This is a genomic window from Promicromonospora sukumoe 327MFSha3.1 (genome assembly GCF_000385135.1).
Lineage (GTDB): Bacteria > Actinomycetota > Actinomycetes > Actinomycetales > Cellulomonadaceae > Promicromonospora > Promicromonospora sukumoe_B.
Genome location: NZ_ARQM01000016.1, coordinates 19,972 through 43,099 on the forward strand (window position 1 = coordinate 19,972; position 23,128 = coordinate 43,099).

16 protein-coding genes are annotated in these 23,128 nt (G+C 72.9%); 13 read left to right on the forward strand and 3 right to left on the reverse strand.

Annotation, left to right across the window (positions count from 1 at the left end; translation table 11 throughout):
* Positions 1 to 47 precede the first annotated feature (47 nt).
* From H291_RS31615 to H291_RS0125020, 5 genes are all read left to right on the forward strand, one after another.
* A complete protein-coding gene (locus H291_RS31615; RefSeq protein WP_020017770.1) occupies positions 48 to 1,301 on the forward strand; it encodes a phosphotransferase in 1,254 nt (417 codons plus the stop codon).
* Positions 1,298 to 2,779, forward strand: coding sequence for a sensor histidine kinase (locus tag H291_RS31620; RefSeq protein ID WP_020017771.1), 1,482 nt, complete (start codon positions 1,298 to 1,300; stop codon positions 2,777 to 2,779). Before H291_RS31615 ends, H291_RS31620 begins: the two co-directional genes overlap by 4 nt.
* Positions 2,776 to 3,441, forward strand: coding sequence for a response regulator transcription factor (locus H291_RS0125010; protein WP_020017772.1), 666 nt, complete (start codon positions 2,776 to 2,778; stop codon positions 3,439 to 3,441). The genes H291_RS31620 and H291_RS0125010 overlap by 4 nt, the downstream gene beginning before the upstream one ends.
* Before the next feature lie 125 nt (positions 3,442 to 3,566).
* A complete protein-coding gene (locus tag H291_RS0125015; protein ID WP_020017773.1) occupies positions 3,567 to 3,989 on the forward strand; it encodes a hypothetical protein in 423 nt (140 codons plus the stop codon).
* A gap of 139 nt (positions 3,990 to 4,128) precedes the next feature.
* Positions 4,129 to 5,622, forward strand: a complete 1,494-nt coding sequence (locus tag H291_RS0125020; protein WP_026366111.1) for a M81 family metallopeptidase — start codon at positions 4,129 to 4,131, stop codon at positions 5,620 to 5,622.
* Between the two features lie 15 nt (positions 5,623 to 5,637).
* On the opposite strand, the gene H291_RS0125025 is transcribed toward H291_RS0125020, so the two are convergent.
* Positions 5,638 to 6,762 (reverse strand): GNAT family N-acetyltransferase, encoded by a 1,125-nt coding sequence (locus H291_RS0125025; protein ID WP_020017775.1) that lies wholly within the window; start codon positions 6,760 to 6,762, stop codon positions 5,638 to 5,640.
* 66 nt (positions 6,763 to 6,828) lie between these two features.
* Between H291_RS0125025 and H291_RS0125030 the strand changes: the two genes are divergently transcribed.
* A complete protein-coding gene (locus H291_RS0125030; RefSeq protein ID WP_020017776.1) occupies positions 6,829 to 9,336 on the forward strand; it encodes a glycoside hydrolase family 3 C-terminal domain-containing protein in 2,508 nt (835 codons plus the stop codon).
* 216 nt (positions 9,337 to 9,552) lie between these two features.
* Here H291_RS0125030 and H291_RS0125035 read toward each other — a convergent pair whose 3' ends face one another.
* Positions 9,553 to 10,689 (reverse strand): GNAT family N-acetyltransferase, encoded by a 1,137-nt coding sequence (locus tag H291_RS0125035; RefSeq protein WP_020017777.1) that lies wholly within the window; start codon positions 10,687 to 10,689, stop codon positions 9,553 to 9,555.
* A 121-nt stretch (positions 10,690 to 10,810) separates the two neighbouring features.
* Complete coding sequence (locus H291_RS0125040; protein ID WP_020017778.1) at positions 10,811 to 11,914, reverse strand: LacI family DNA-binding transcriptional regulator; 1,104 nt, start codon at positions 11,912 to 11,914, stop codon at positions 10,811 to 10,813.
* 182 nt (positions 11,915 to 12,096) lie between these two features.
* Here H291_RS0125040 and H291_RS0125045 point away from each other — a divergent pair, with 182 nt between their 5' ends.
* The 7 genes from H291_RS0125045 to H291_RS32990 all read left to right on the forward strand — a co-directional run bounded on the left by H291_RS0125045 (position 12,097) and on the right by H291_RS32990 (position 22,985).
* Positions 12,097 to 13,386 (forward strand): extracellular solute-binding protein, encoded by a 1,290-nt coding sequence (locus H291_RS0125045; RefSeq protein ID WP_020017779.1) that lies wholly within the window; start codon positions 12,097 to 12,099, stop codon positions 13,384 to 13,386.
* An 8-nt stretch (positions 13,387 to 13,394) separates the two neighbouring features.
* Positions 13,395 to 14,417, forward strand: a complete 1,023-nt coding sequence (locus tag H291_RS0125050; RefSeq protein WP_026366114.1) for a carbohydrate ABC transporter permease — start codon at positions 13,395 to 13,397, stop codon at positions 14,415 to 14,417.
* Positions 14,417 to 15,292: a carbohydrate ABC transporter permease gene (locus H291_RS0125055; protein WP_020017781.1), complete on the forward strand. Its 876-nt coding sequence runs from the start codon at positions 14,417 to 14,419 to the stop codon at positions 15,290 to 15,292. Before H291_RS0125050 ends, H291_RS0125055 begins: the two co-directional genes overlap by 1 nt.
* Positions 15,293 to 15,370: 78 nt before the next feature.
* Complete coding sequence (locus H291_RS0125060; RefSeq protein WP_020017782.1) at positions 15,371 to 17,794, forward strand: beta-glucosidase family protein; 2,424 nt, start codon at positions 15,371 to 15,373, stop codon at positions 17,792 to 17,794.
* A complete protein-coding gene (locus H291_RS0125065; RefSeq protein WP_020017783.1) occupies positions 17,767 to 19,371 on the forward strand; it encodes a glycoside hydrolase family 43 protein in 1,605 nt (534 codons plus the stop codon). Before H291_RS0125060 ends, H291_RS0125065 begins: the two co-directional genes overlap by 28 nt.
* Positions 19,372 to 19,397: 26 nt before the next feature.
* Positions 19,398 to 19,760, forward strand: coding sequence for an RNA-binding S4 domain-containing protein (locus tag H291_RS0125070; protein ID WP_020017784.1), 363 nt, complete (start codon positions 19,398 to 19,400; stop codon positions 19,758 to 19,760).
* Between the two features lie 129 nt (positions 19,761 to 19,889).
* Positions 19,890 to 22,985 carry a S8 family serine peptidase gene (locus tag H291_RS32990; RefSeq protein WP_157237338.1) on the forward strand — a complete coding sequence of 1,032 codons (3,096 nt, stop codon included), beginning with the start codon at positions 19,890 to 19,892 and terminating at the stop codon, positions 22,983 to 22,985.
* Positions 22,986 to 23,128 lie beyond the last annotated feature (143 nt).

Sequence of the window (23,128 nt, forward strand, 5' to 3'; positions counted from 1 at the left end):
ATCCGAATCGAAGGGCTTTCGCCGGTAGCGGCTGCGAGGATGACGTGATGACCACGCACCTCGATCTGCTGACCGGCGAGTCCGCCGCGGGGCTCCTCGACGCCGCCGTGGCGACGGCGGGCGGGGAGCTGGTCGACTGGCGGGTGCGGCAGGTGGACCACCGCCCCGGCTCGACCACGACCGTCGCCTACCGCGCCACCGTGCGCTGGAACGGCGTGGAGCGCTCCGAGACGCTGGGCGCGAGCGTGGGACGGGCGCGGGACGGGCGCAAGCCGGGCGTGGTCACGCTGTCGGACGGCGACGCGACGGTCGCCGTCTGGCGGTTCCCCGGCGACCCCGCGCTGCCGGCCCTGCCGCGCGCGTTCGACCCGGCCGCCGTCGAGGAGCTGCTGGCGGGGCTGGGCGTGGGCCCACGCGAGCGCGCCCACCCCGAGCTCAAGGTCCGCGCGTACCGGCCCACCCGGCGCGCGGTGCTGGAGGCCACGGCGGCGTCGTCCCGGGTGTTCCTCAAGGTGCTGCGGCCCCGCAAGGTCGCGGACCTGCACCAGCGGCACGCGCTGCTGTCCCGGGCCGGGCTGCCGGTGCCGCGCCCGCTCGGCTGGTCCGACGACGGCCTGCTGGTGCTGTCCCCGCTGCGCGGCACCGAGATGCGCACCGCCGTCCGCGACGGCGGCCGCATCCCCTCCCCGCCGGAGATCCTGAACCTGCTCGACCGGCTGCCCGCCGAGGTGCGCGACCTGCCGCGCCGCCCGGCCTGGAGCGAGTCGGCGCAGCACTACGCGGGCGTGATCGGCGCGGCCCTGCCGGCCGAGGCCGGGCGCGCGAGCGACCTGGCCGGCGCCGTGGCGGAGCGCCTCGCGGAGCGCGGCGTCGGGGCCGACCCGACGCACGGCGACCTGTACGAGGCGCAGATCATGCTCACCGACGGGCACGTCACCGGCCTGCTCGACGTCGACTCCGCGGGTCCGGGGCACCGGGCCGACGACCTCGCCTGCCTGGTGGCCCACCTGGACGTGCTCTCGCTCGTGGGCGGCTCCGACGCCGAGCAGGTGGCCCGCGCGGCGCGGATGCACCGGCTCGCAGCCGACTACGCGGCCGGGTTCGTGACCGCACCCGGCAGCCGGGGCGCCGACCGGAGCGACCTGGCCGCGCGCGTCGCGGGCGTGCTGCTCTCGCTGGCCACCGGCCCGCACCGCGTGCAGGAGCGGCATTGGCAGGCGGCCACCTCGCGCCGCCTCGACGTCGTCGCCGCCTGGCTCGACGGCTCGCGCCTCGCGGCCGCCGGCGTGGGCCACGCATGAGCCTGCGCCGGCCCTCGGTCCGGGCCAAGGTGGTCGCGGTGGTCGTGGCGGTGACCGCGATCGGGCTGCTCGCGGCCGGGCTGCTCACCCACGCCATCCAGTCCCAGCAGATCATGGACGACATCTCCGAGGACTTCGACCAGGAGATCGGCGAGCTGCAGCGGCTCGCGAAAGAAGGCGTGGACCCGGAGACCGGCGAGGACTTCCGCGGCGCCGGGCGGCTGATGAGCGTCGCCATGGAGCGCAACGTCCCGGGCACCAACGAGATGTTCGTGAGCTACCTCGACGGCCAGCACCAGCAGTCCAGCCCGCCCACGTTCAGCCGGGTGGTCGCGGACGACCCGGTGGTCCAGGAGGTCGTCGCCGGGCTGACGCCGGATTCGGCCACGACCGTCGAGCAGGAGATCGAGACCGAGATCGGCCGGGTGTGGTTCGTCGTCGTGCCGGTGACCGTGGCCGACCGGCAGGAGGTGGGCGCGTACGTCATGGCGTCCGCGCTGGACCGGTCGCTCGCCGCCGAGACCGCCGTGATGCGCACCTACGCGATCGTCTGCTCCGTGGCGCTGGTGCTGCTGGGGCTGTTCGCCTGGCTCGTGGTCAGCCGCCTGCTGCGGCCCCTGCGCCAGCTCAGCGCCACCGCGACGCGGGTGACCGAGACGGACCTGTCGCAGCGCGTCCCCGTCGCGACCGACGACGACCTGGGCGAGCTGGCGGGCGCGTTCAACACCATGCTCGACCGGCTGTCGACGGCCATCGAGACCCAGCGCCGGTTCCTGGACGACGCCGGCCACGAGCTGCGCACGCCGCTGACCGTGCTGCGCGGCCACCTGGAGGTGCTCGACCCCGACGACCCGGCCGACGTCCGCGAGACGCGGGACCTGCTGCTGGACGAGACCTCGCGGATGGGGCAGATCGTGGAGGAGCTCGTGCTGCTCGCCAAGGCGGAGCGGTCCGACTTCGTGACCCTGGCCCCCGTGGACCTGGGCCGGTTCACGGACGACGTGCACGACAAGGCGCGGGCGCTGGGCGCCCGCCGCTGGGTGGTGGACGCGCGGGCCGACGTCGAGGTGGCCGGCGACGCGCACCGGCTCACCCAGGCGGTGCTCCAGCTCGCGGACAACGCCGTGAAGTTCACCGGCGCCGACGACGAGGTGGGCATCGGCACGCAGGTGTACGACGGCCCGTCCGGCCGCACCGTGCGGCTCTGGGTGCGCGACACCGGGCCGGGCGTGCCGCCCGAGGAGGCGGAGCGCATCTTCGACCGGTTCGCGCGGGGGAGCGACACGGGCGGCGCCTCGGGCTCGGGCCTGGGGCTGGCGATCGTGCGGGCCATCGCGCAGGGGCACGGCGGCGACGTCGTGGTGGAACGGTCTGATGGCGGTGGGGCGCGCTTCGTGATGACGTGGCCCCTCGGCGGGCCCGGGCAGCGGGCGGTCCCGCCCGAGACCAGGCGCGAGACGGCGGAGGAGGCGGCGTGAACCAGATCCTGATCGCGGAGGACGAGGAGCGCATCGCGCAGTTCGTGCGCAAGGGCCTCAAGGCGCACGGCTTCCAGCCCACGGTGGTCGCGGACGGCGCCTCGGCGCTCGGCCACGCCATGTCGGGCGGCTACGACCTGATGGTGCTGGACATCGGGCTGCCCGTGCTGGACGGGTTCACCGTGCTGCAGCGCCTGCGCGACGTCGGCTCCACGCTCCCCGTGGTGATCCTCACGGCGCGGGACTCGCTGTCGGACCGGGTCGCGGGCCTGGAGGGCGGGGCGGACGACTACATGTCCAAGCCGTTCGGCTTCGACGAGCTGCTCGCGCGGATCCGGCTGCGGCTGCGCAAGGCGGCGGGGGAGGCCGCGCCGTCCGACCGGCTGGAGCACGGGGGCGTGGGGCTCGACCTGCGTACCCGCACCGCCACCGTGGCCGGGCGGGAGGTGGAGCTGTCCGCGCGTGAGTTCGCGCTCGCGGAGGTGTTCCTGCAGCACCCGGGCCAGGTCATGTCCCGGGAGCAGCTCCTGTCGCGCGTGTGGGGGTACGACTTCGACCCCGGGTCCAACGTGGTGGACGTGTACGTGCGGTACCTGCGCAAGAAGCTCGGCGCCGACCACATCGAGACCGTGCGGGGCGCCGGCTACCGGTTCCGCGGCTGACCCGGGGTCGGTCAGGACATGAGAACCGTCTCATCCTCGTCTCCTCGTCGCCTCATCCGGGCGGGGCAGACTCGTGGTCAGCAGGCACCCGACCGAGGTGCCAGGAGAAACCGGGAGGCACTCAGATGAACCCCTCGTCCATGAAGAAGCGCTGGGTCGTCGTCGGGACGGCCGCCGTGCTCGGCATCGCCGGCGCGAGCACCGCCGCCGCGCTGAACGACCCGGCCCCGCACACCGCGTCCTCCGACGCCGTCGCACTGTCGGGCGGCACCGGGGCCGACGACGGCGCGGCCGCCGCCGATCCGTCGCCCGAGTCGGCGGACTCGCCGAACGAGTCTGCCGTCGACACCCCTGGCTCCGCGCAGTCCGCGGACTCGCCGGGCGACGCCAACTACGACCCGTCGCCGGAGTCGGCGGACTCGCCGAACGAGTCGGCGGTGGACACGGCGGGCTCGGCGCAGTCGGCCGACTCGCCGGACGACGCGAACTACCAGAGCCCGGCCGACAACACGCCGGACGACGCCGACGACGACCGCGGCGACGACTGACCCCGTCGCGCAGGCACCCCGACAGGACCTCGGGTCACCCCGGTGACCCGAGGTCCTGTCGCGTCCGGACGGGTACGGGCTGGTTTCGCCAGGGACGAACGGGTACGAACCGGTAACCCGCCCCGCCTACACTGCGCGCGTGACCCGTACCCACCAGAGACCGCGGATCGCGATCTGCGGCATGGCCATCGAGTCCAGCACGTTCTCCCCGCACCGCTCGGGCTGGGAGGCGTTCACCCTGCTGCGTGGCAACGAGCTCGTCCGGCGGTACCCGTTCCTGCGCGACGGCACGGCCCTGCGCCGCGAGGCCGAGTGGGTGGGGATCCTGCGCGCCGGGGCGCTCCCGGGCGGCGCCGTCCTCACGGACGTCTACGAGACGGTCCGCACCGAGATCGGCCTGGCGCTGGAGGCACAGGGCCCGTTCGACGGCGTGCTGCTCGAGATCCACGGGGCCATGGCCGTGCTCGGGTACACCGACGCGGAGGCGGACCTCGCGCGGGCGGTGCGCGCCGCCGTCGGGCCGGACTGCCTGGTCTCGGCGTCCATGGACCTGCACGGCAACGTGTCGCGGGAGCTCGCGGCGACCGTCGACCTCATCGCCTGCCACCGCACGGCCCCGCACGAGGACGAGGACGAGGCGCGCGAGCGCGCCGCCACCGACCTGCTGCGGCGCGTCCACGGGGCGGGCCGGCCGCGCAAGGCCTGGGTGCAGGTGCCCGTGCTGCTGCCGGGGGAGCGGACGAGCACCCGGCTGGAGCCCGCGAAGGGCATCTACGAGGACGTCGCGCGGGTCGGCGAGCTCGACGGCGTCCTCGACGCCTCGCTCTGGGTCGGGTACGCGTGGGCGGACGAGCCGCGCTGCCGGGCCGCCGTCGTGGTCATGGGCGACGACGACGCCGTCATCACCCGGGAGGCCGCGCGCCTGGCGCGCCGGTACTGGGACGCGCGCGACGAGTTCGAGCTCGTCGCCCCGGCCGGCACGTACGAGGAGTGCCTGCGGGCGGTCCTGGCGAGCGACGCGCGGCCGTTCGTCCTGTCGGACTCCGGCGACAACCCCATGGCCGGCGGGGCGGGCGACGTCACCTGGACCCTCGCGCGGCTCCTCGCGGAGCCCGCCTTCGCTGCCGAGCCCGCCCTGGGCGGCCGCACCGCGATCTACGCCGCCCTGCCCGACGCCGACGCCGCCCGCGCGGTCGCGGACGCCGGTGTGGGCGCCACCGTCGAGGTGGAGGCCGGGGCCCGGGTCGACGCCGGTCCGCACGGGCCGGTCACGCTGCGCGGCGTGGTCGAGCACGTGCGCACGGACGACCCGCTGGCGGGGATCGTGTGCGTCGTGGCCGCCAGCGGGCTGCGCGTGGTCCTGACCGAGCGCCGCCGGCCGTACCACCTGGAGTCCGACTTCACGGCGATCGGCCTGGACCCGCGCGGTACCGACGTCGTGGTGGTGAAGATCGGCAACCTGGAGACCGAGCTCCACGACATGGCCGAGGACTGGATGCTCGTGCTCACGCCCGGTGGGGTGGACCAGGACCTGCGCCGCCTGCGCCACACCGGCCTGGGCGGGCCGGTGTGGCCCTTCGACGACGACGCCGCCTTCGGCGACGGCCCCGACCTCACGCCGGAGCTGCTCTGACGAGCGCCGTGCGGGTTACAGCGGGCCCTGGAAGTCCGCGCTGCCGCCCGCGGGGACGAACCCGAGCGCGATGTTGATCGCGAGCATGTGCGGGTTCTCCTCGTTGTTCCAGGTGTAGATGCGCTGCGCCCCCGGGCGCAGCCGCGCGTGCTCGCGCAGGTTGACGGCCTTGACGAGCATCCCGAGCCGGTGCCCGCGGTGCGCCTTGAGCACCACCGTCGACTGCTGGTTGGTGTGCTCGGGCTGGAGGTCGTTCCACTGCAGCATGGTCATCGCGACCAGCTTGCCCGTGGCCACGTGCTCGGCCGCCGTCACCACGTACTGGTCGCCCTTCGCGGCGATCGTCGCGTCCTCGGTGCGGATCCGGTCCGCGTCCCAGACGTCCGACTCGACCTCCAGGCCGCCCCGCGGCTCGTCGTCCGACAGCGCCTGCTCCAGGGCCGCGTACTGCTCGATCCACTCCTCCGGCATCGGCGCCGTCCAGGTGTGCACGCGGTACGCGTCGCCCGCGACGGCGCGCGCCTCGGCCTCGAACCGCGACACCGCCTCCGGCAGGACGGGCAGGTCCACCCGGGACCGGCGCTCCACGAGCTGGAGCGTCAGGCCCAGCTTCTGCGCGAGCAGGACTCCCGGCAGGTCCGCCGCGATCTCGCCGCTGCCCGACGCCGGGGTCAGCGTCTCGCCCGCCGGCCGGTCCGGACCGAAGTCGATGGATGCCAGGAGCGTGGTCCGGCCCTCCGCCCGGGCGGAGCCCTGCACCCACCGCGCCAGCGCGGCGCCGATGCCCTGGCGCCGGTGCTCCGGGTGGACCACGACGAAGCTGATCGCGAGCTCGGGGTTCGAGTGCACGTGGAGGAACACGAGGGCGGTGCCCACGACCTGCGGCCCGGCGGGCGTGTCCACCACGGCGATCTGCCGCAGCTTGCGCATGTAGTCCTGGTTGTTCATCCCGACCAGGATCCCGATCGGGGTCGGGCTGCCGTCAGCGTTTCCCAGGTCGGCCTTGTTCGCCGTGACGTGCAGCTCCGCGATGCCGCGGTACGCCCACGCGTCGGCGTCGTCGAGCGACGCCGGATGGGGCGGGGTCAGGAGCCGCCACGCCGACGTCGCCGGGGCGGGTACTGCCGAGGAAGTGGTCATGGACCCAGGGTGCTCCGGGCGGTGCGGGGGCGCACGGCTTTATTGCCGGCCCGATAGCGTGACCGCATGACGAAGAGGTCGCGTGCCCGGGCCGGCTCGGCCCGTACGGCCGCCGCGCCGGCGGATCCCGCCGACGTCGTCCGGCGGCTCACCCTGCGGCAGAAGGCCCGGCTGCTGTCCGGGGCCTCGTTCTGGACCACCGCCGAGGCGCCCGGCGTCCCGCCCGTCTACCTCGCCGACGGACCGCACGGCGTGCGGCGGCTCGCGGCCGACGTCGGCGACATCGATGGTGCGCTCCCCGCCACCTGCTTCCCGCCCGCCGTGGCCCTGGGCAGCACGTTCGACGTCGACCTCGTGCGCCGCGTCGGCGCGGCCGTCGGCGCGGAGGCCCGGGCGCGCGCCGTCGACGTCGTGCTCGGCCCCGGCGTGAACATCAAGCGCAGCCCGCTGTGCGGGCGCAACTTCGAGTACGTCGCGGAGGACCCGCTGCTCGCCGGCGAGATCGGCGCCGCCCTGGTCACCGGCATCCAGGGCCAGGGTGTGGCCGCCTGCGTCAAGCACTACGCCGCGAACAACCAGGAGACCGAGCGCATGCGCGTCTCCGCCGACGTCGACGAGCGCACCCTGCGCGAGATCTACCTGCGCGCGTTCCAGCGGGTGGTGACCAGGGCGCGGCCCGCCACGCTCATGTCGTCCTACAACCGGGTCAACGGCACCCACACCGGCGAGGACCGCCGCCTGACCACCGACGTGCTGCGCGGCGAGTGGGGCTTCGAGGGCCTGGTCATGTCCGACTGGGGCGCCGTCCACGACCGCCTCGCCGGCATCCGCGCGGGACTGGACCTGGAGATGCCCGGCGCGGGCGAGGCCCGGGTCAAGGAGATCGTCGCGGCCGTCCGGACCGGCAGCCTCGACGTGGCCGACGTCGACCGCTCGGCCGCACGGGTGGTCGCGCTGGCGCTCGCGGCGCACGCGGCGCGGGGTGCGGCACCCGGGGCGGACGACGGTGCGGCCGCGTCGCCGGCGGACCTCGCGGACCGGGGCGACGACCCCGAGGCCTGGCACGACGCCGCGCACCACGCGCTCGCCCGGGAGGCGGCGGGCCGCGCGGTCGTGCTGCTCAAGAACGACGACGGCCTGCTGCCCCTGGCCGCGCCCACCCGGCTGGCCGTGGTCGGCGAGCTCGCCCGGACGCCGCGCTACCAGGGCGCGGGCTCGTCCCAGATCGTGCCCACGCGGGTCGACGACGCCCTCTCGGCGATCCGCGACTCCGCGGCCGACATCGTGTTCGCGCCGGGCTACGAGCTGGGGCCGGGGGACGTGCCCACGCCGACGGGCCGCCGGGCAAGGGGCTTGCCGGGCCCGACCGCCCGCCGCCGCGCGCGTGCCGCCGCCGCGCTGGCGGACGAGGCCGTCGCCGCGGCCCGGGACACGGACGTGGTCCTGTTCTTCGCGGGGCTGCCGCAGTCGGCCGAGGCCGAGGGCCGCGACCGCGCGCACATCGAGCTCCCGGCGGACCAGCTCGACCTGCTGGACCGGGTGCTCGCGGTCAACCCCCGCGTGGTCGTGGTGCTGTCCAACGGGTCGGTGGTGCGGCTGTCCGGGTTCGCCGACCGGGTGCCCGCGATCGTCGAGGGCTGGCTGCTGGGCCAGGCCGGCGGCGGTGCGCTCGCCGACGTCCTCTTCGGGCGGGTCAACCCCTCCGGGCGGCTGGCCGAGACGGTCCCGCTGCGCATCGAGGACACCCCCGCGTGGACGAGCTTTCCGGGCACCGGGCTGCGCGTGACCTACGGCGAGGGCATCTTCGTGGGTTATCGCTGGTACGACGCGCGGGACCTGGCCGTGCAGTACCCGTTCGGGCACGGGCTGTCGTACACGACGTTCGGGTACTCGGGGTTGGGGGTCTCGACAGGCTCGACCAGCGGGGGAGGCTCGGCCCGTGGGACAGTCTCGGCCGGTGGGGGAGGTTCGGCCGGTGGGCTGGGCGTGCGCGTGACCGTCACCAACACGGGCGGCGTGGCCGGGCGCGAGGTGGTGCAGTGCTACGTGTCCCTGCCCGGCTCCGCCGTCCCGCGGGCGCCGCGCGGGCTGGCGGCGTTCGCCGTCGTCGACCTGGAGCCGGGGGAGTCACAGGAGGTCGAGCTGGTCGTGGACCGGGCGGACCTCGCGTACTGGGACGTCCGCGCCGGCCGGTGGCACGTGGAGGGCGGCGCCTACCGCATCGAGGTGGGCGCCTCCAGCCGCGACCTGCGCGTCGCCGCCGAGGTGGAGGTGGCGGGCGACGTGTTCGTCGCGCCGCTCACCCCCGAGTCCTCGGTGGGCGAGGCGATGGCGCACCCGGTGATCGGACCCGCGGTGACGGCGCTGCTGCGGGCGGCCCGGCTGTCCGACGACGTCATGATCATGACCATGGCGATGCCCCTGGAGCGCCTCCCGTACCAGCCGGGCTCGGGCATCACGCACAGGCGGGTCCGCCAGCTGCTGAGGATCGCGAACGGCCGGCTGGCCGCTCGCCTGCGCGGTAGCAAAGGCTCTGTTCAGGCCACGAATTTCTGCCCGCGGGAACGGGTCTGAAACGTTGCAACGTCGTGGCTTGAACAGAACCTCAGTAGTCGGCCGGCGTGGTCTACTCGATGCGGCCACACCTGGCGGCCGCGCGGCTGCTCGGTGCCAATGAGAACGGACTGCTCGCGGGACGTCCTGCTGGGCCTGACGTGCCACGGGACGGCACACTTCTCCATTCCTGCGGCGCTGCTCGTTCCCTGAGCAGGACTCCTGCGTTCGGGTCCGTCAGAGGCGCTTCTGCAGGGCCGCCTCCGCGCCCGAGGGGCGGAAGCCCAGGGCCACGTTGATGCCCAGCATGTGCGCGTTCTCCTCCGCGTTGAACGTGTGCACGCGCTCCGTGTCCGGGTACCGGGTCACGAGCTCGCGGAGGTTCACGGCCTTGACGAGCATCCCGAGCCGGTGCCCGCGGTGCTCCTTGAGCGCGATGGTCTCCTCCTGGAACACGAACGCCGGCAGACCGTCCTGCAGCAGGAACGAGGTGCCCGCCGCGATCTCGCCCGACGGGGCGTGCACCGCCACGGTGGTCAGCAGCCGCTGGCCGCTGTCGGCCCGGTCCCGGAGGTAGACCCGCACGCGCTCGGCGTCCCAGGTCTCCTCGCCGAAGTCGAGGTCGCCCTGCGGCACGTCCGTCGACATCCGCGTCATGAGCCGGGCGTATCCCTCGTACCACTCCTCGGGGATGCCCGACCAGGTGTGGGTCACGTAGTCGGCCCCGGCCTTCTCCCGCGCCTCCGCCTCGAAGGCTGCCAGCGCCTCCGGGTCCACCGGCAGGTCCAGGCGCGACACGCGCTCCACCTGCTCCAGCGTGTACCCGCGGCCGAGCCCGAACTGCACCCCCGCGGCGTCGGCCGGCAGGCGGCCCGCGCCGGTGGCGGGTACCAGTGCCTCCTCGCCCTCGGCCGCCTCGCGGGCCGACAGCGACCAGCCGAAGAACGTGGTGCGGCCGGCGTCCGCGGCCACCCGTTCCGCCTGCTCGGCGAGGGCGCTGCCGATGCCGCGCCGGCGGTGGTCGGGGTGCACGCCCACGTAGAGGTCGGCGGTGTGGGTGTTCTGCTCGCGGTTCATCGCCAGCAGCCCGAAGCCGACGACGTCTGCGGCGGTGGGCGCGGCGTCGTCCGCGCGGTCGAGGACCGCGACGAACCGGCGCTTCTCCGCGTACTCCTGGTGCAGCATGCCGCTGACGAGCTGCTGCTCGGTGCGGGCGAGGTCGTCGTAACCGAGGTTCGCCGTCTCGATCGCGCGGTCCACGGCGGCGATGCCGTGAAAGGCCCAGGCGTCCGGGTGGTCAGCCGCGGGTGCGGGGGCCACGTCGAGGATGCGCCACGTCGTCGGCTCGGGCGCGTAGCCGGTCGGGGAGGTCATACGACCAGGGTGCCCCGCACGCCGTCGGGCGGCGAGAGATTTTCGCGGGCGTGCGGGCACCGGAGCACCGTGTCAGAGGTACAGATCACCCGGGTGACCTGTACGTCTGACACATCGGGGGTCAGGCGGGCGGGGGAGCCGTGCTCGAACGTTGCACCAGGCGCGTGGGCAGCCGGGTGTGGTGGCCGGCTGACGGGCCGGACTCCAGCATCGAGATGACCATGCGGAGCGCCTCGGCGCCCATCTCGTGCAGGGACTGCGCCACCGTGGTCAGGGGCGGAGTGCAGCCGGCGGCCTCGGGGACGTCGTCGAAGCCGATGACCGAGAGGTCCTCCGGCACGCGCAGGCCCAGCTCCTGGGCCACCTGGATGACGTGGATCGCGGACAGGTCGTTCGCGGCGAAGACGGCCGTGGGCCGGTCGGGGCGTTCGAGCAGGTCGTGCGTGGGCCGGTCGGAGCGGTCGGGGCGGTAGCCGCCCTCCAGCACCAGGCTCGGGTCCGGCGTCAGGCCCGCCGCCTTCATCGCCTCGAAGAAGCCGAGCTCGCGCAGGCGGGCCGACTCCAGGTCGGAGCGTCCGCCCAGGTAGCCGATGCGCGTGTGGCCCAGGCCGATGAGGTGCTCGGTCGCGGTGCGGGCGCCGCCCAGGTTGTCGGAGTCCACGGTGGCCGGCCCGGTGGGCCCTGTGTGCGGGTCGATCGCGACGATGGGCACGCCGTCCTGCTGCGGGAGGGCGAGCGTGGGCGTCACGATGACCACGCCGTCGATCAACGTGCCGGCGAGGCGCGACAGCGAGCGGCGCTCCCAGCCCACGTGGTCCGAGCGGCCGGCGTCGCCGCAGTAGGCGAGCAGCTCGTAGCCCGTGCCGGCGATCGCGGCGGAGATGCCCTTGAGGAGCTCGGTGCTGAACGGCTCGAACTCGGCCACGAGCACGCCGATCACGTTGGTCTGCCGACGGCGCAGGCTGCGCGCGACCAGGGACGACTCGTACCCCAGGTCGGCCACGACGGCGAGCACCCGCTCGGCGGTGGCGGCCGCCACGCCGTACCGGCCGTTGACGACCTTCGACACGGTGGCGACCGAGACTCCGGCGACGCGCGCGACGTCGGTGATGGTGGCGCGGCCGGTCGCGCGCTCGTCGGCGGTCGGTTCCGGGAACCCCGGACCGCCCGTCGTGCCGCCACCCGGTCCGGCAGTGGACCCGGGTGAGTCTGTCCCACTGTGCACGGAAGAGACAGTACATCCGGGCAACGCAGTGCGTGCGACGGGCCCATCCGTTTCGAAATCGATATCGAAACCGTTTGACTAAACCATGACCCGACTGCCAGTCTCCTGATCGACGGACTCCGTGGTCCGTCGAACCGGCAGGCTCCTGCCGACCGTCGATGACGACTACAAGGGGTTCCACAATGATGAGGAAGACGCGGGCCACGGGCATCCTTGCCCTGGGTGCCACCGTTGCCCTGCTGGCCACGGCTTGTTCCGGCGGCGGCAGCGAGGGGGGTTCGGACGGCGAGGTCTCGATGACCTTCTGGCACAACTCCACCACCGGGCCGGGCAAGGCGTACTGGGAAGACACGGTCGCCGCCTTCGAGGAGGCCAACCCCGGGGTGACGATCGACGTCCAGTCCATCCAGAACGAGGACATGGACGGCAAGCTGCAGACCGCCCTCAACTCGGGCGACGCACCGGACATCTTCATGGCGCGCGGCGGCGGCAAGCTCGCCGACGTCGTCGAGGCCGGCCAGATCATGGACCTCACCGACACGGTGGACGAGGCCACGAAGACCAACGTGGGCGCCGGCTTCGACGCCTTCACCGTGGACGGCAAGATCTACGGCATGCCGACCGCGGTGCTCCCCGGCGGCATCTTCTACAGCCAGGACCTCTTCGACGAGGCCGGCATCACCGAGACGCCCACCACGATCGACGAGCTCGACGACGCGGTGTCGGCCCTCAAGAGCGCCGACATCTCCCCGATCGCCCTGGGCGGCAAGGACGCGTGGCCCGCCGCGCACTGGTACTACTTCTTCGCGCTGCGCGAGTGCTCGCAGGACACCCTCGAGTCGGCCGCCGCGTCCCGCAGCTTCGACGACCCGTGCTGGCTGGCCGCAGGTGAGAAGCTGCAGGCCCTCGCTGAGACCGAGCCGTTCCAGAAGGGCTACCTCACCGCGACGGCCCAGCAGGGTGCCGGCTCCTCGGCCGGTCTCATCGCGAACCACAAGGCCGCCATGGAGCTCATGGGCGCCTGGAACCCGGGCGTCATCGCTGGTCTGACCCCCGACGAGAAGCCGCTGAAGGACCTCAACTGGTTCCCGTTCCCGGCCACCGGTGACGGTCAGGGCGACCCGGCCGCGTTCATGGGCGGCGTCGACGGCTACTCCTGCTTCGTCGAGGCGCCGCCGGAGTGTGCCGACTTCCTGAACTTCTTCATGCAGAAGGAGCACCAGGAGGCCTACGCCGAAGCCTTCGTGACGCTCCCCGCCAGCAAGGAGGCGCAGGGTGTCGTGACCGAGCCCGCGCTGCAGTCCATCCTCGAGGCCTACAACGAGGCCCCGTACGTGTCCGTCTGGCTGGACACCCTCTACGGCCAGAACGTGGGCAACGCGCTCAACGCCGGCGTCGTGGAGATGCTGGCCGGCGACGGCACCCCGCAGACCATCGTCGACGCCGTGAACGCCGCGGCCGCAATGGAGTAACGAGCCAGATGACTCACTCCCTGGGCGAGAACTCAGCAACCCGGACGGCCTCGCCTGAGGGTCCCACGGAGGCCGGGGGCGGCGTGCAGACGTCGTCCCCGGCCCCCCGGCCGCGGCGAGGCAAGCGAACCGACTGGCGCAAGACGTTCGAGATCACCGTGCTCTCGGCGCCCGCCATCATCGTGTTCCTCGCGTTCGTCATCTTTCCCGTCTTCCTGGCGGCGTACTACGGGTTCTTCAAGTGGAAGGGCTACGGGCCGCCGACGGAGTTCGTCGGGATCGACAACTACCTGACCATCTTCCAGGACACCGCCTTCCACGAGGCGCTCCTGCACAACGGCTACATCGTCGTGCTGTCCCTGATCCTGCAGGGGCCGGCCGCCGTGGCGCTCGCGCTCCTGCTGAACCAGAAGATCCGCGGGCGCTCGATCATCCGTGTCCTGATCTTCGTGCCTTACGTGATCTCCGAGGTCATCGTCGGCACCGGCTGGAGCCTGATGCTCCAGAGCGCCGGTGCCGTGAACGACCTGCTGGAGAAGCTGGGCCTCGGCTTCCTGGCCGTCGACTGGCTGTCCGATCCCAAGATCGCGCTCTGGTCGCTGATGATCATCATCAGCTGGAAGTACATCGGCTTCGCCGTGATCCTGTTCCTCGCGGGCCTGCAGAGCATCCCCGAGGAGCTGTCCGAGGCGGCCTCGATCGACGGTGCGTCCTACTGGCAGATCCAGCGGACGATCACGCTGCCGCTGCTCGGCCCGACGCTCCGCATCTGGGCGTTCCTGTCGATCATCGGCTCGCTCCAGCTGTTCGACCTCGTCTACATCATCTGGGGCCAGTACATCTCCGCGACCGCGGGGACGTCGACGATGGCGACCTACATGGTCCTGAACGGGCGCCTGGCCGGGAACTTCGGCTACGGCAACGCCGTCGCCGTCGTGCTGTTCGTCATCTCGCTCGTCATCGCGCTGGTCTACCAGCGGTACGTGCTGCGCCGGGACACCGAGGGCGCGCTCACGGAAGGGAAGAAGTGATGGCGACGCTCCTCGAAGCTCCCACGAAGTCCTCGCAGACGCTGCGCCGGGCGCCGAAGGTCGCCTGGGGGAGCCCGATGACGTACGTCATCGCCTTCCTGTTCGTCGGCATCTGCATCGCCCCCGTGCTGTACATCATCGTCGGCGGGTTCCGCACCAACGCGCAGATCACCAACAGCCCGTCGGGCCTGCCCAGCCCGTGGGTGATCGACAACTACGTCAGCGTGCTCGTGAGCGACGTGTTCTGGCGGCAGGTCGCCAACTCGGCGGTGGCCGGCATCCTGACCACCGTCGGCGTGGTGGCGCTCGGGCTCATGGTGAGCTTCGTGCTGGCGCGGTACGACTTCAAGCTCAACGGGGCCATGTACTCGCTGTTCGCCGCCGGCCTCATGTTTCCCATGACGGTCGCGATCACCCCGCTGTACATCCTGATCCGCGACCTGGGCCTCATGAACACCGTCGGCGGCATCGTGCTGCCGCAGATCGCGTTCGCGCTCCCGACCACGATCATCATCCTGGTGCCGTTCCTGCGCGCCATCCCGAAGGAGATCGAGGAAGCGGCCTCGATCGACGGTGCGAGCCGCATCGGGTTCTTCTTCCGGATGGTCGTGCCGCTGTCGCTGCCCGGCGTCATCACGGTCGGGATCCTGGCGTTCGTCGCGTCGTGGAACTCGTACATGCTGCCGCTGTTCATCCTGAACGACGAGCTGTCGTACACGCTGCCGCTGGGTGTCCAGGCGTTCGCGTCGCAGTACTCGGTCGACACGGCGCGCGTGCTGGCCTTCACGTCGCTGTCGATGATCCCCGCGCTCATCTTCTTCTCGTTGTTCGAGCGCCGCATCGTCGGCGGCCTCACCGGAGCCGTGAAGGGCTGACCGGGCGCGGTCGCGCCGCGCCATCTCCGCACAGGGTCGTACAAGCAGGTCGTACAAGCAGGTCGAGGAAGGAAATTCATGACGGAGCTGCCGGTGGCGCTTCGGGCGATGCCCGAGGTGTCGGAACGTGTGCGTGAGCTGCACGCCCAGATGACGCTCGAGGAGAAGCTGGCCCAGCTCGTCGGGTACTGGCTGGACCAGGGCGGCAACGTCGTGGCCCCGATGCAGGGCGAGATGGCGGGCGGCCAGGGCAGCACCGCGCTCCCCGACATCACCCGGAACGGGCTGGGGCACTACACCCGCGTGTACGGCACGCGGCCGGTGGATCCGGCCGAGCGTGCGGCCTGGCTCTGGGCCGAGCAGCGGCGGATCAAGCGCGAGACGCGCCTCGGCATCCCCGCGCTCGTCCACGAGGAGTGCCTCACGGGCCTGGCGGCCTGGAAGGCGGCGACCTTCCCGACGCCGCTCGCCTGGGGTGCCTCGTTCGACCCGGAGCTCGTCGAGGAGATGGGCCGCCTCATCGGCGAGTCCATGCGGGAGCTGGGCATCCACCAGGGCCTGGCGCCGGTGCTCGACGTCGTCCGCGACCCCCGCTGGGGCCGTGTCGACGAGTGCATCGCCGAGGACCCGTACCTCGTCGGCACGGTCGGCACCTCGTACGTGCGCGGCATGCAGGACGCCGGCGTGCACGCCACGCTCAAGCACTTCGTCGCCTACTCCGGGTCCAAGGCGGGGCGCAACCACGCCCCGGTGAGCGCCGGCCCGCGCGAGATCGCCGACGTCTACCTCCCGCCGTTCGAGATGGCCGTGCTCGACGGCAACGTCCGCTCCGTCATGGCGTCGTACAACGACGTCGACGGCGTGCCGATGCACTCGTCGGACGAGTACCTCACGGGCATCCTCCGCGAGAAGTGGGGGTTCGACGGCGTCGTGGTCGCCGACTACTTCGGCGTCGCGTTCCTCAGCGTGATGCACGCGATCGCCGCCGACCGCGGCGCCGCCGCAGCGGCGGCCCTGCAGGCCGGCGTCGACGTCGAGCTGCCCTCGGGCGACGCGTACCTCGAACCGCTGGCCGCGCTGGTCAAGGACGGCGACGTGCCGGTCGAGGTGGTGGACCGGGCCGTGCTGCGCGCCCTGGCGCAGAAGGAGGAGCTCGGCCTCCTCGACCCGGACGTGTACGAGGACGAGGCGCCTGCCGTCGTGGACGTCGACTCGCCCGCGCACCGGGACGTGGCCCGGCGCCTGGCCGAGGAGTCCGTGGTGCTGTTGTCCAACGACGGCGTGCTGCCGCTCGGGGCGTGGCACGACAAGCCGGCCCGCGTGGCCGTCATCGGCCCCAACGCCGACCGGCCCGAGGCCCTCATGGGCTGCTACTCGTTCGCCAACCACGTGCTGGCGCACCACCCCGGCGTGCCCAACGGGTTCGAGATCCCGTCCGTGGCGGAGGCCCTCACGGCCGAGTTCGACCGCGCGGGGCTGCCGACGCCGGAGCTCACCTTCGCCCAGGGCTGCGCCGTCGAGGGTGACGACACCTCCGGCTTCGCGGAGGCTGTCGCCGCCGCAGCAGCCGCCGACGTCGCGGTCGTCGTCGTGGGTGACCAGGCCGGTCTGTTCGGCCGCGGCACCGTGGGCGAGGGCAACGACAGCGAGTCGCTCGACCTGCCCGGCGTGCAGCGCGAGCTGGTCGAGGCCGTGCTGGCGGCCGGCAAGCCCGTCGTCATGGTGCTGCTCACCGGCCGTCCCTACGCGATCGACTGGGCGCTGGACGGCGACCGCACCCCGGGCGCCGTCCTCCAGGCGTTCTTCCCCGGTGAGGAGGGCGGCTCGGCGCTCGCGGGCGTGCTCTCCGGCCGGGTGAACCCGTCGGGGCGCCTGCCCGTCTCGCTCCCGCGCTCCGCGGGGGCACAGCCGTACTCGTACCTGCACCCGATCCTGGGTGGGGCGTCCGAGGTGACCTCGACCGACTCGACGCCGGTGCGGTCCTTCGGCTTCGGTCTCTCGTACACGACGTTCGAGCGTGAGCTCGTGGACGTCGAGCGGTCGGTCGAGGCGGGTGGCACGTTCCGCGCCGTCGTCGTGGTGACCAACTCGGGTCAGGTGGCCGGCTCCGACGTCGTGCAGCTGTACGGGCACGACGTGGTGAGCTCGGTGGCGCGGCCCACCGCGCAGCTGCTCGGCTACCACCGGGTGGACCTGCAGCCGGGGGAGTCGACGACCATCTCGTTCGAGGTGCCGACCACCCGGTTCGCGTTCAGCGACCGCAGGATGGTGCGGGTCGTCGAGCCGGGGGACGTCGAGGTATGGGTCGGCGCGCACGCGGCTGACAACGTTGTCAGAGTCGTCGCCGAGGGCATCGCCGACCTGGACGAGCCGAACGACACGGTCGGCGCGACGTCGCGGGCCGGCGCAGTGCCGGTCCGCCGGATCGTCACCATCACCGGTGACGTGCACGAGGTCACGACCGCGGACAAGCGGTGGGTCGACACCACGGCGACTCCGTGACGTACGTCGGCAACCCGATCCTGCCGGGCTGCTACCCCGACCCGACGATCTGTCGGGTCGGGGCGGAGTACTACCTCGTCACCTCGACGTTCGAGTACTTTCCCGGCCTACCGGTGTTCCGCAGCCGCGACCTGGCGCACTGGGAGCAGATCGGTCACGCGCTGGACCGGCCGGGGCAGCTCGACATGCAGGGCATCGCGTCGTCGGGCGGGCTGTACGCGCCGACCCTGCGGCACCACGACGGGACGTTCTGGCTGGTCTGCACGCTCGTGGACCAGCAGGACAGCTCGCGCGGCGGCAACTTCGTGCTCACCGCGACCGACCCGGCGGGGCCGTGGTCCGACCCGGTGTGGTTGGGCGAGGACGGCATCGACCCGTCCCTGTTCTTCGACGACGACGGCCGGGTCTGGCTGCACGGCACCCGGCTCGCCCGCGAGCCGGAGTGGCACGACCAGACCGAGGTCTGGCTGCGTGAGCTCGACCCGGTCACGATGCGGCTGACCGGACCGGAGCACGTGCTGTGGCGAGGCGCCGTGCTCGGCGCGGTGTGGGCCGAGGGGCCGCACCTCTACCGGGTGGACGGGACGTACTACCTGCTCGCCGCGGAGGGCGGCACCGAGTTCCACCACGCGATCTCCGTGGCCCGGTCGGACTCGGTGACCGGCCCGTACGTCGGCAACAGGGCCAACCCCGTGCTGACCCACCGGCACCTCGGGCGGGACGTGGACGTCGTCGGTGTGGGGCATGCCGACCTGGTTGAGGCACCCGACGGATCCTGGTGGGCCGTGCTGCTCGCCATGCGCCCGTACGGTGGCTACCACTACAACCTCGGCAGGGAGACGTTCCTGGTGCCGGTGACGTGGGAGGACGGGTGGCCGGTCTTCGCGCCCGGCCAGGGCAGGGTGCCCATGGTGGTGGAGGTGCCGGACACCGCCCGGACGGATGTCGAGGCTCAGGACCCGGGCGAGGCTGCGGCGTGGCCCCCCGCGGGGCTGGTGCTGCCCGATGACCTGCGGTGGACCGGCCTGCGCGGGCCCGCCGGCTTCGCCGAGCCGCACGGCAGCGGCTGGCTGCTGCGCGTGCGTCCCGAGAACCTCACGGACGCGGCGACGCCCGCGTTCCTCGGTGTACGCCAGCAGCACCAGGACGTCACGGTGCGGACCACGCTGCGGTTCGACCCGGCGGGGCCCGGCGAGCAGGCGGGGCTCGCGGTGCGGCAGTCCGAGAAGGACCACGTGCTGCTGGTGGTGGCGGGTGGGGCTGACGCCACCGGCCGCCGCGTGGTCGCGGTGCACCGTCGGGCGGGCGTGGCCACCGTGCTCGGGGAACGGCACCTGCCGGATGGCGACGACCCGGTCACCCTGGCAGTGCGGGCGCGCGGGCAGGACTACCTGCTGCTCGCGGGGGTCGGGGACGAGGCGCCGACGCCGGTCGCGACCGCCGACGGGCGCACCCTCGACAGCGTGTCGGCCGGGGGGTTCCTGGGTGTGTGGCTGGGCCTGGTCGCGACCAGCAACGGCGCGCCGTCGGACAGCGTCGTGACCGTGGAGAGGTTCGAGTACCAGCCGTCCGCCTGACGACGGCGGGGTGGGAGGATGGGCCGATGCGCATCGACGTCTGGCTGTGGGCGGTCCGGCTGACCAAGAGCCGTTCGGTCGCCGCCGAGCTGTGCCGCAGCGGCCGGGTACGGATCAACGACAAGGTGGCCAAGCCGTCGTCGTCCGTGGCGGTGGGTGACCGCGTGACCTGGCGCGACCCGCTCCGGGACCGGATCGTCGAGGTGGTCGAGCTGCTGCCCAAGCGCGTCGGCGCGCCGATCGCGGCCAAGGCCTACCTGGACCACAGCCCCGCGCTGCCCACACGCGTGGAGCGGGAGGCGGTCGGCCTGCGCGACCGCGGCACCGGGCGGCCGACCAAGCGCGAGCGGCGCGAGATCGACCGGCTGCGGGGGCGGCGCGAAGGCTGAGAATCACCCGGGTGAGATCTGGGATTCTTCCGGTTTTTGCACCGCGATAACGGTACTTTCGCGACACATCCCTGCCCTGCGCAGGTCCCGCGCGCCCCGGTACCCCGGGCGCCTCAGCCCGGAGAGCACATGCCTCGTCGCACCCGAGCACGCACCAGGACCCTGGCCTCGGCCACCGTGCTGGCACTGCTGGCAGTACCCGGAACGGCGTTCGCCGCTCCCGACCCCGACCCGGAGGGCACCGGCAGCGTCGCCGTACGGCCCCTGCCGGACGCCGCGCAGCGGGCGCCCAGGATCGTCCCCGCCGACCCGGCGGACAAGTTCACGCCCGCCGCCCGCAAGGCGTTCGCCGCTCCCGGCGACACGACCTTCTGGCTGCGGTTCGCCGACACCCCCGACCTGTCCGCGGCCCAGGGCATCACGAGCTGGTCCGAGCGCGGCGAGTACGTGTACGAGACGCTCCGCGCGACGGCGGAGGCCGCCCAGAAGGACGCCGTGGCGGAGCTCGAGAAGTCGGGCACGGAGTACACCTCCTACTGGGCCACGAACGCGATCCTCGTCGAGGACGCCTCGCTCGGCCTGGCCACGGACCTGGCCGCCGACAACGAGGTCCTGGAGATCCGGCCGACGGCGCACTACGAGGCGCCCGAGCCGGTCGAGGTGGTCGACGCCGCGGACGTCACGCCGTCGGCGGCGGGCACCCCGACCTGGGGCATCAGCGCGATCAACGCGGACGACATGTGGAACCAGGGCTTCACGGGCGAGGGCATCGTGGTGTCCAACATCGACACCGGTGTCGACGGTGACAACGCCGCGCTGGCCGGGCAGTACCGCGGCCAGGGCTCCAGCGAGCTCGACGCGTACAGCTACTTCTCGGTCGACGGCGGCCTCTACCCGCACGACGTCGACGGGCACGGCACCCACACGATGGGCACCATGGTCGGCGGCACGGTGCGCGTCGGCAGCGTGGACCACGCCGTCGGCGTCGCCCCTGGCGCCGAGTGGATCGCCGCCGCGGGCGGTGGCGACGGGTGGCAGGACGAGGACCTGATCGCCTCCGGCCAGTGGATCCTGGCCCCGTACCGCCAGGGCTGGACCGACCCGGCCCCCGACCCGGCCATGCGGCCGCACGTGGTCAACAACTCCTGGGGCGCGGACTTCTCGACGGACCCGTTCATGGAGGACGTCATGACGGCGTGGGAGGCCGCGGGCATCTTCGCGACCTTCGCCAACGGGAACGCCGGCGAGGCCGGCTGCCAGTCGTCCGGCAGCCCGGGCTCGCGGACCGTCAACTACTCCGTCGGCGCCTTCAGCCAGAACGGCTCCATCGCGGAGTTCTCCGCACGCGGCCCCGGCCAGAGCGGGACGGTCAAGCCGGACATCGCCGCGCCGGGGGCCAACGTCCTGTCGACCTATACGTCGCCGAGCTCGGCCTACCTGAACGGCACCTCCATGGCCGCCCCGCACGTAGCGGGCGCCGTCGCGCTGCTGTGGGACGCCGTCCCGGCACTGGTCGGCAACGTGCCGGCGACCCGCGCCATCCTGGACGGGACGGCGCGGGACGTGAACGACACGACCTGCGGCGGCACCGCCGACGACAACAACGTGTGGGGCGAGGGCAAGCTCGACGTCCTCGCGGCCTACGAGCTGGCGCAGGACCAGCAGTTCGAGACCACGACCGTGCCGAGCATCTCGGGCGACTTCCAGGTGGGCAAGCCGCTGACCGCCACGGTCGCTCCCTGGAGCCCTGCCGCGGCCTTCACCTACCAGTGGCGCCGGGACGACGACATGATCGCGGGAGCGACCAAGCCGACCTACACCCCGGACGACGCGGATCTCGGGGCCGAGCTGTCGGTCACGGTCGTCGGCACCGCCGCCGGCCGCACGCCCACCTCCACGACCAGCGCCAGGACGCCCGCGATCACCGGCGGCGCCCTGGCGGCGACGACCCCGACCATCGACGGCACCGTCCGCGTGGGCTCCACGCTCCGGGCGCTCGCGGGCTCGTGGACGTCGGGCGCCCGCTTCACGTACCAGTGGTACGCGGACGGCGCGGCGATCAGCGGCGCCACCGGGTTCTCCTTCACGCCGACGGCGTCCCAGCGGGGCAAGAAGCTCACGGTCCGGCTCAACGGCTCCCGGGCGGGCTACACCGCGGCGACCCGCACCAGCGCGGCCACCGCCGCCGTCGCCACGGGCGTGATCTCACAGTCCGCACCCGTGATCGTGGGTCCGGCGACGCCGGGTGCCACGCTCAGCGTCTCCCGGCCCCAGTCCACGCCCGCGCCGAGCACGGTCACCTACCGGTGGCGGCTCGACGGCACGGCCATCCGGGGCGCGACGCGGAGCACGCTGACCATGCGGTCGGAGTGGAAGGGCCACCTCATCACGGTCGGCGTGACCGTGAGCCAGTCCGGGTACACGACCAAGGCCGTCACGACTCCGAGCGTGCGGGTCGGCGGGAAGTACTCGAAGTCCCCGAACCCGGTGATCTCCGGCACGCAGCGGGTGGGCTCGACGCTCACGGCGACGCGTGGCACCTGGTCGCCCACGCCGTCGTCGTTCTCCTACCAGTGGTACGCCAACGGGCAGCCGATCTCGGGGGCCACGGCGTCGAAGTACACGCTCACGGGCAGCGACTACGGGAAGAAGATCACCGTGTCCGCGCGCACCTACCGTGCGGGGTACGGCACCGTGCTGCGGCGCAGCGCGGCGACCGGCGAGGTGCTCGCGTCGGGCGTGCGGTGGGTCGGCGACGACGAGTGGGCACTGCCGGTGGGTACGGGCGGCGTGGCTCCGACGACCTACATCGCGCAGGCGGGCTCGGCCTACTGCGAATGGGGGCGGCAGTCCACCACCAAGGTGATCGGCCACAACCTCGGATCGGGTCAGCGCCTGTTCCGGGTGGTGGGCACCGACGACAGCGTGTGGTCGAGCGAGAGCTGCGGCATCTGGATCAAGTACTACGCCGGCATGGCCAAGACGGGTACCTCGACGGCTGCGAACGGCATGTACGTCATCGGCGACCACCTCGAGCGCGGTGTCTACTCCACGACGGGGCCGACGGACGCCGAGACCTCGTGCCGCTACACCTTCTCCAAGGGCTTCTCGGGCCTGGACGCGGTGATCAGCCAGGGCGAGGTGTCGTCGGCGCACACCATCACGATGCCGTCGTCCGCCACCGGGTTCGAGACGGACGGCTGCTCCTGGAAGCGCATCGGCTGACCTGGGGATAGACCGGGGGATCCGGGAGTCGCGCCGAGCCTGTCTCGGGGCGGCTCCCGGACCTGTCACCGGGTGAACTCCCCGGACTTTCGGGGGCGTCGAGCGGTGAGGGGGTCTACGTTCTCGAAAGGAGTCCTGCCGAA